2 protein-coding genes are annotated in these 9,162 nt (G+C 49.5%); both read left to right on the forward strand.

Features of this window, described 5'->3' with window-relative positions; all coding sequences use genetic code 11:
• On the forward strand, positions 1-2,198 hold a 2,198-nt coding region (locus tag V7K67_RS25075), incomplete at its 5' end, for a beta-ketoacyl reductase (protein ID WP_334729705.1).
• Positions 2,199-2,230: 32 nt separating this feature from the next.
• On the forward strand, positions 2,231-9,162 hold a 6,932-nt coding region (locus V7K67_RS25080), incomplete at its 3' end, for a type I polyketide synthase (RefSeq protein ID WP_335168858.1).

The raw sequence follows: 9,162 nt of genomic DNA on the forward strand, positions 1-9,162 counted from the left end.
AACAGGGAACAGGGAACAGGGAACAGGGAACAGGGAACAGGGAACAGGGAACAGGGAACAGGGAACAGGGAACAGGGAACAGGGAACAGGGAACAATTTCGGCATCTAATCAAAAATCTTCGCTGTTGCCCGTTGCCTCAACCCTGTTCCCTCGACCGAAGGTTGATGAAATTTTGAGTAGTGATATCCAGTTAGTCGATCCTAGTGGGGCGGTGGTAGCTCAGATACAAGGTTTTGCTATGCGTCGTACTACCTGGCAATCCCTAGAACGCATGATTAAGCCAGATATCAGCAACTGGTTTTACGAACTTGACTGGCAGATCAAGTCCCTAATTACAGATGAAATTGAGAAGTTGGCAGTAGGGCTTTGGCTGATTTTTGCAGACAGCAATGAGCTTGGTGAACAACTCAGCCAGCAGTTAACCCAGCACGGGGGAAGTTGTGCAGCTGTCACAGTTGGAGAAAACTATCAGCAACTAGATGAGAGACATTACCAGATTAATCCTCTAGCACCAGATGATTTTAATCGAGTGGTACAGGCAAGTTGCGATCGGCAAACAAAATTGCAAGGTGTAATTCATCTGTGGTCTTTAGAGGGCGCTGACTCAGCAGAACTGGATCTAGATGAATTGGAGCGATCGCAAATCCTGGGTTGTGCCAGTGTTTTACACCTAGTTCAAGCACTAGAGCAGCAGAGAGGAACTGAACCGATACAACTTTGGCTGGTGACAAAAGGTAGCCAAGCCGTGACAACGGAAGCTATAACTCAGGTACAGCAAACACCGTTATGGGGATTAGGACGGGCGATCGCTGTGGAATATCCCCATCTGAGGTGTCGCCGATTAGACCTTGACCCAAATGCCTCTATCTCATTGAATCTGAACGCGATCGTGGATGAACTATTTTCCCCAGACGGCGAAGACCAAATTGCCCACCGCCAGGAACAGCGCCATGTACTTAGGTTAGTTCGCTCTCGACAACGGACGATTAGCGATCACCTTGCCATTCCAGAGTCAGCGAGTTATCTGATTGTCGGCGGATTGGGAACATTAGGTCTACAAGTTGCCCAGTGGTTGGCAGACAAAGGCGGTCGCTACCTTATACTATCTGGTCGTCGGGAGCCATCACTAATAGCCCTAGCGGCGATCGCCAAGTTAGAACAAGCGGGTATACGGGTACTTGTTGAGCAAACAGACGTTTCTAGCCAGTCCGATATGACTAAACTCCTGAACAAGATAGCAGCAGAGTTGCCACCACTGCGAGGAATTATTCATGCAGCGGGGATTTTAGATGATGGCATTCTCCAACAACAATGTTGGGAGAGGTTTACCGGGGTCATGGCTGCAAAAGTGCGAGGAGCTTGGCTTTTGCATCAGCTGACTCAAGCCTTACCCCTAGACTTTTTTGTTTGCTTCTCATCAGCAGCATCCCTTCTCGGCTCACCAGGGCAGGGCAACTATGCTGCCGCCAATGCCTTTCTCGATGGGTTGGCTCACTATCGCCGACAGCAAGGACTGGCAGGGTTAAGCATTAACTGGGGGTCTTGGGAGCAAGGGGGGATGGTAGCACAATTAGAAAACCAACATCAGAGCCGAATGCAGAGTTATGGTCTGGGAACGATTTCACCAGAGCGGGGTTTGCAAGCATTAGAAGCGTTACTGGTGCAGGATGTAACTCAGGTCGGGGTTATGTCCGTGAACTGGCAGCAGTTACTAGCTCAAATAGCACCAGGAGTAGAGGTGCCAATGTTGCAGAATTTCAAAGTTGTTGCAACCGACCAACGGTACAAAGATGAACTACTCCAACAGTTGCAAGCTGCTCCAATTGAAGAACGCCGGGAGTTACTCAAAGCTTACCTGCAAAGCGAGATTGCAAAAGTCTTGGGTCTGTCCAACCCTCAACAAGTAGAGCCGCAGCAAAGACTTTTTGACCTCGGTCTAGATTCCTTAACCGCAGTGGAGTTGAGAAATCGTTTGCAGACAAGCTTGGGCTATGCCATGCGTTCAACGCTGCTGTTCGACTATCCGACGCTGGCAGCACTGCTTGACTATCTGGCTGAAAACGTGATTCCGCTTCAGCCAGTAGAACTATCAGAGGAGGTGGATGCTGTAACAACTCAGAGGCAACAGATATTAGCAGCTTCAGAAGATGAAGCTGAAGCACTGCTGCTGAAAAAGCTAGAAGACCTTAATTTTTAATTCCTAAAATTTCCCAGGTAGGTATTTTTAAGATGGCTGCAAATGAAAAAGAAGAGGGCAAGGAAGAACAATCACCCACAACGGGCGAGGTTTCAACCAAAGGGAAAAAGGAGCAGGTTAGCTCTCACCCAGCAGAGGTGAGGTTTGTACCAGAGAACGGCGGGGAAACTCCATTTTCCCCCCTACCACCTGCCCCCTGCCCCCCTGCCTCTACAACCCTCTCTCCCACAAAACGAGCATTACTAGCACTAGAGCAACTCCAAAACAAGCTAGATGTCCTAGAGTATGCCAAAGCTGAACCGATCGCCATCATCGGTATGGGTTGTCGATTTCCCGGCGGTGTTAAAGATCCTGAGTCTTTTTGGCAGATGCTACACAATGGCACTGATACTATTACCAAAGTACCGCGATCGCGTTGGTGCATTGACGATTACTACGACCCCAAACCGCAAACACCTGGGAAAATTTCCGTTGCCGATGGTGGTTTTCTTGAGGACGAGATTGGTGCTTTTGACCCCCAATTCTTTGGTCTTTCCCCTCGTGAAGCCACATACTTAGACCCCCAGCAACGTTTGTTACTCGAAGTTAGCTGGGAAGCCTTGGAACAGGCTCACATTGTTCCCCAAAAATTATTTAATAGTCTGACGGGCGTTTTTGTGGGGATTGGAGCCAATGATTACGCTCGGCACTTAGAGCAAGCCGGCGTTTCAGATGCCTATATAGGTACTGGCAATGCCCTCAGTGTTGCAGCAGGCCGGATTTCCTATGTGTTGGGTTTAACAGGCCCCAGTTTAGCTGTAGACACATCCTGTTCCTCTTCATTGGTCGCTGTTCATTTAGCTTGCCAAAGTTTACGTTTGCAGGAGTGCCATCTCGCCTTGGCGGGGGGTGTAAATCTCATACTATCTCCAGCCACCAGTATCATTTTTTCCCAAGCGGGGATGCTTGCCCCTGATGGTCGCTGTAAAACATTTGATGCTCAGGCTAATGGTTACGTCCGGTCTGAAGGCTGTGGGATGATTGCCCTGAAGCGGCTATCTGATGCCCAGCGTGATGGCGATCGCATCTTCGCCTTAATTCGGGGTTCTGCGGTTAACCAAGATGGGCCAAGTGGGGGACTCACCGTACCTAATGGCCCCTCTCAAGAAGCAGTCATTCGTCAGGCGTTAAAAAATGGTGCGGTTGAACCTGCACAAGTGAGCTACATTGAGGCTCACGGTACAGGTACTTCTTTAGGAGATCCCATTGAGGTGGGGGCATTAGGTGCTGTTTTTGGCTCTAGTCATTCCCCAAGCCAACCCCTGAATTTAGGCTCAGTCAAAACCAACATTGGACACGCAGAATTTGCCGCAGGTATCGCCGGATTAATCAAGATTGTCTTGCAGTTGCAACACCAAGCGATCGCCCCCCACCTACATTTCCATCAACCCAACCCACACATCAACTGGGCAGATTTACCTGTGGTGATTCCCACACAGACAAAAGACTGGTTGCGTGGCAATACGCCAAGAATAGCAGGGGTTAGTTCCTTCGGCTTCAGTGGCACAAATGCCCATGTGGTGCTGGAAGAAGCCCCATTAAAGGAGCAGGGGAGCAGGGGAGCAGGGGAGCAGGGGAGCAGGGGAGCAGAGGAGCAGGGGAGGAGTGACAATGGTATTTCCCCTCTGCCCCTCCGCCCCTCCGCTCCTCTGCCCCTCTACCCCTCTACCCCCCATCCCCTCTGCCCCCTTGCCTCTTCTGAGCGTCCCCTCCATCTTTTGGGCTTGTCAGCAAAGAGTGAAACGGCTTTATTGCAGTTGGCTTTAGCGTATCGAGCTTACCTGGAAACTGCGCCTGAATTAGAGTTAGCTGATGTTTGTTTTAGTGCTAATACTGGGCGATCGCATTTTAAGCACCGTTTAGCTGTTGTAACCAGTTCCTTAAACGAACTGAGGCAAAAACTAGGGCAATTGATAGCTCAAGAACAAGTTTCAGGTGTTTACTCTGGACAAAGTAGTACAACATCACCCAAAGTAGCTTTTCTATTTACCGGACAAGGATCGCAATACATCGGTATAGGTCAGCAACTCTATCAAACTCAGCCGACATTCCGCCAAGCCTTAGATAGGTGCGCGACTATCTTACATTCCTTGGGGAATAAAAATCTGCTAGAGATACTTTATCCATCCACAGAAGAGGCAGAGGGGCAGGGAGCAGGGAGCGGGGGGAGCAATCCCTTCCCCTCTGCGCGGAGCGGAGCGGAGCATGGGTACGAAGCCCCGCCCTTCCAGGGCGCTTTGACTGGGGCGGAGTACAATCGGGCGCTCAGTTTTCCCCCTTGCTCCCTGCCTCTTTTGACAGGCACACAGGAAACGGCTGATAGCGAAGTGGCAATATTTGCTTTTGAGTTTGCCTCAGCACAAATGTGGCAATCTTGGGGTGTCAAGCCAAGTATTCTCATGGGAGATGGTATAGGTGAATATGTTGCTGCTTGTTTGGCAGGAGTTTTCAGTTTAGAAGATGGACTGAGGCTGATTGTTGCCCGTAGTCAATTATCTGAAGAATTTGTAGCCATAGCAGAGGCGATGGCTACGCCCGCCGCAGGCATCGCCTACCATTCACCAAAATTACCCATTGTCAGTAACGTTACTGGTCAAATTGTGAATGCAGACATCGCCTGTGGCCAATATTGGGTTAACCACCTGCACCAAACGGAAACGTTTGTTCAAAGCATACAGACACTCCAGACAGAAGGCTACAAAGTTTTTCTGGAAATTGGGACACAGCCAATGTTGTCGGAAATGGGAGTTAGCCTTCCTGAAAGCGAAGTGCTATGGCTGGCTAGTTTACAGCCAGGGCAAGATGAATGGCAGCAACTGTTGGCAAATTTGGCACAGTTGTATGTCCGAGGGGTAGCAATTGATTGGTCTGGCTTTGAGCAAGACTATGCCCGCCACAAAGTCACTTTGCCCACTTATCCCTTTCAAAGACAACGCTATTGGATTGAACGTCAAGGCGATACGGCTGACAGCCCGATGATCGCCGCATCAACCTCAATTACTGGTCATCCATTGCTAGGACGGCAGGTGCATTTAGCGGGTTCTCAAGAAATCCGGTTTGAATCGGAAATTAGCAGCGATCGCCCATCCTACATTCAGTACCATCGAGTTTATGACCAGGTAATTTTACCAGCAGCCAGTTTTTTTGAGATGGCTCTCTTTGCAGGCATAGCTGTTTTCGGTACATCGGCGTTAGTTTTAGAAGATGTGCTGGTGCAGCAACCATTAATCTTACCAGCAAGGGAAAACAAAGCACTCCAGCTAGTCGTAACACTAGAAACAACCACTGCCGCATCTTTTAAAATTTTTAGTTTAACCAAGGTTGGCGAAGCAGCTAAACCGATGGAAACTTTACACGTGTCGGGTAAAGTTTCCATCGATACCCAACCCCAATATCCTCACCCGGTTGACATTGCAGCGATTCAAGGGAAACTGTCTACAGAACTATTGGCTGAGGACTTTTATCAGCTTTTAGAATCTCTGGGCATTGACATCGATCGGCCTTTGAGAGCCTTGCAACAAATCCACTATGGAGACAGCGATGCTCTCTATTCCTACCAATTACCCCAGGAGTGGATGGGCGAAAGCATTCCCTATACGATTCATCCGATTTTACTCGATGGTTGCGTTCAGGTAGGTGGCTTTAGTGCTGCCTTGTTTCAAGAGGTTGAGCGCGAAACCTATTTGCCGTTTGGGGTAGATCGATTCCGCTTTTACCGCAGTCCGAGCGATCACTGTTTGTGCTACAGCCAAAAACTAATCTCAGAAAATGCCGACCGGACTAACGCAACCCTAAAAGCAAATTTGGTACTTCTAGACTCTGATGGCACGGTTTTTGCCACATTAGAAGGATTGCGATCTAGGCGAGCTACTACCCTGGCTGTGGGCAAGAGCGATACCCAACCCATAGCTAACTGGCTTTATGAGGTAGAATGGCGGCTGCAAGCTAGGTTTGGGCAGCCATTAGCACCAGAATTTTTGGCAACGCCTAGAGAAATTGCTGAGAAACTCACTCCAGATTTGTTAAATCTAATTGCTCAGGTCAATCTCGAACCTTATGGGCAGTTTTTACACCAGTTAGAAAGTCTCAGCGTCAGGTATATTTGGCAAGCTCTACAAACTTTGGGGTGGCAGTTCCAGCTTGGGGATGTGATTTCAGAAGCGGCGCTCATCCAACATCTTGGGATTATACCTCAACAACAGCGACTTTTCCATCGCCTCTTGCAAATCTTAGCAGAGGAAAATATTTTGCAAGACAGTGGCGATCGCTGGCAAGTCCGGCAATGTCCAGTTTGGGAAACGCCAGAGGAAATCAGCTATGCCGATGGAGAAGTGGAATTAGCGCTGTTGACTCAATGCGGCGAGCAATTGAGCGCTGTGCTGCGGGGTGCTTGCGACCCCCTACAATTAATTTTTCCCAATGGTGACTTAGCTTCAGCCACTCACCTTTATCAAGATGCCCCTGGTGCAACAGTAGCGAATACCCTCGTTGAGAAAGCGATCGCTCACGCCTTGGCAGCACTACCCAGCGATCGAGGGGTGAGATTGCTAGAAATTGGGGCTGGTACTGGGGGAACCACTAGTTACCTCTTGCCTCAACTTCATCCCCAGCAAACAGAATACGTCTTTACTGACTTGGGATCTATATTTCTGAGTCAGGCGAAGGAGAAGTTCCGAGACTACCCCTTTGTGCGCTATCAAACTTTAGATATTGAACGCGATCCTGCATCCCAAGGGTTTGTACCCCATCAATTTGATGTTGTGATTGCGGTAAATATCCTCCACGCCACAACCAACCTCAGCCAAACTTTGCAGCACGTCCGGCAGTTACTTGCCACTGGGGGACTGCTGCTGCTGTTAGAGGGTACTGCACGCCAACGGTGGCTAGACCTGACTTTCGGCTTGCTGGAGGGTTGGTGGAAGTTTCAGGATAATGACATTCGACCGGATTATCCCTTGGTCAGTCAGGTTCAGTGGGCGCAATTGCTCAGAGAAAATGGATTTGAGCAGGTGGTGACTTTTCCAGGCGATCGCTCTTCAGAAAATGCCCTTTCCCAGCAGAGTTTGATTGTTGGGCGATCTAGCGCAGTTGCGGTTGCTCAGTCCACCCCCAAAAGTTGGATTATACTGGGCGATCGCAATGGCATTGGGCAGCAGATAGCCAAACGCTACCGAGATGCGGGAGACATTTGTAAGTTGGTCGTTCCCAAATCAGGATTCCAGCCATACCAACCGGATGATGTGGCGATCGACCCCACTGATCCCAAAGCTATTTTTGAACTCATTGCCCAAGTTGCGGCACAGGCTCCCTTACAAGGCGTAATCCAGTGCTGGAGTTTAGAGAATGCAGAAACCCTAGCAACAGCCTCGCAAATCGGATGTGGGACGACTCTGCATTTAGTTCAAGGCTTACTGAAAATAGGGTTATCTACACTGCCCCGACTGTGGATTGTCACCCAAGGAACCCAACCAGTACCGGGAAATGCTCCTTTGATGTCATCTATTGCCCAATCTGCTGTTTGGGGTTTGGGTAAGGTGATTACTCTAGAACATCCAGAATTAGAATGTACTCGTATCGATCTCGATCCCAATGCGGATGTAGAAGTCCAAACAGCAGCACTTTGGGCAGAAATTGGCGATCGCACCGCAGAAGATCAGGTGGCATTTCGAGAAGGCAAGCGTTATGTGGCACGATTAGCCCGTAGCCAATTTGCTCCCAATGAAAGGGAACAGGGAACGGGGAACAGGGAACAGAGAACTCTTCTTTCTTTCTCAGACGAGGGAACTTACTTGATTACTGGGGGGCTGGGAGGCTTAGGATTGCTAGTGGCGCGGTGGATGGTAGAACGGGGAGCTAAACACTTAGTTTTGGTGAGCCGCAGTAGCCCTGACCCAGAGGCTCAAGACCAGGTTGCAGCGTTAGTAGATGCGGGGACTACTGTTACCATCACCCAAGCTGATGTGACTAACTTTGAAGCCATATCCAATGTCATTGCCGATATTGATCGCTCTGTCTTCCCTCTCAAAGGAATAATTCATGCTGTTGGTGTTCTAGATGACGGGGTATTGTTGCAGCAAAATTGGCAGCGATTTTTCCCTGTCATGGCTCCCAAGGTACAAGGAGCTTGGAATTTACATCAGTTGACCCAAGCTCACGCCCTTGACTTCTTTGTGCTATTTTCATCCATAGCTGCTTTGTTTGGCTCTCCTGGTCAAGGCAATCATGCGGCAGCGAATGCATTTTTGGATGCCTTGGTACATTATCGCCGCACCTTGGGGCTAACTGGCTTGAGCATCAACTGGGGTGCTGTCTCCCAAGTAGGGGCTGCGGCTAAACAACAAGCCGATATTCGCGGGCAAAATCTGGGATTGGGGGCGATCGCTCCCTCACAAGTGCTGGAAATTCTGGAACATTTGATGTCAACAGCCGCAGTAAATGTTGGGGTTGCACCGTTGCAATGGTCTTCAGAACTGCGACGGTGGTTGTCCCGTCCCTTTTATCAGGATTGGCAAGAGGCTGCTGAACTTAGTACTCGCCCTGTTGAAGGTGACTTCCTCCAGAAATTGGCTGCGACTGTGAACAACCAACGGCGAGAACTACTGGTGAATCATGTCCAAACCCAAGTTGCTCAGGTGCTAGGTCTGGAGTCAGGGCAGGCGATCGCCCTAGAGCAAGGCTTTTTTGAACTGGGCATGGATTCTCTGACCTCTGTGGAACTGAGAAATCGCTTGCAGGCGAGTTTGGGAGTATCCATCCCCTCAACGGCTGCCTTTGACTTCCCCACTGTGGGCGAGTTGGTGGATTATCTTGCCGCCTTAGTCATAAATGACAGGGAACAGGGAATAGGGAATAGGGAACAGGGAATAGGGAATAGGGAACAGGGAATAGGGAATAGGGAACAGGGAATAGGGAATAGGGAACAGGG

This window comes from Nostoc sp., from assembly GCF_036917155.1.
GTDB lineage: Bacteria > Cyanobacteriota > Cyanobacteriia > Cyanobacteriales > Nostocaceae > Nostoc.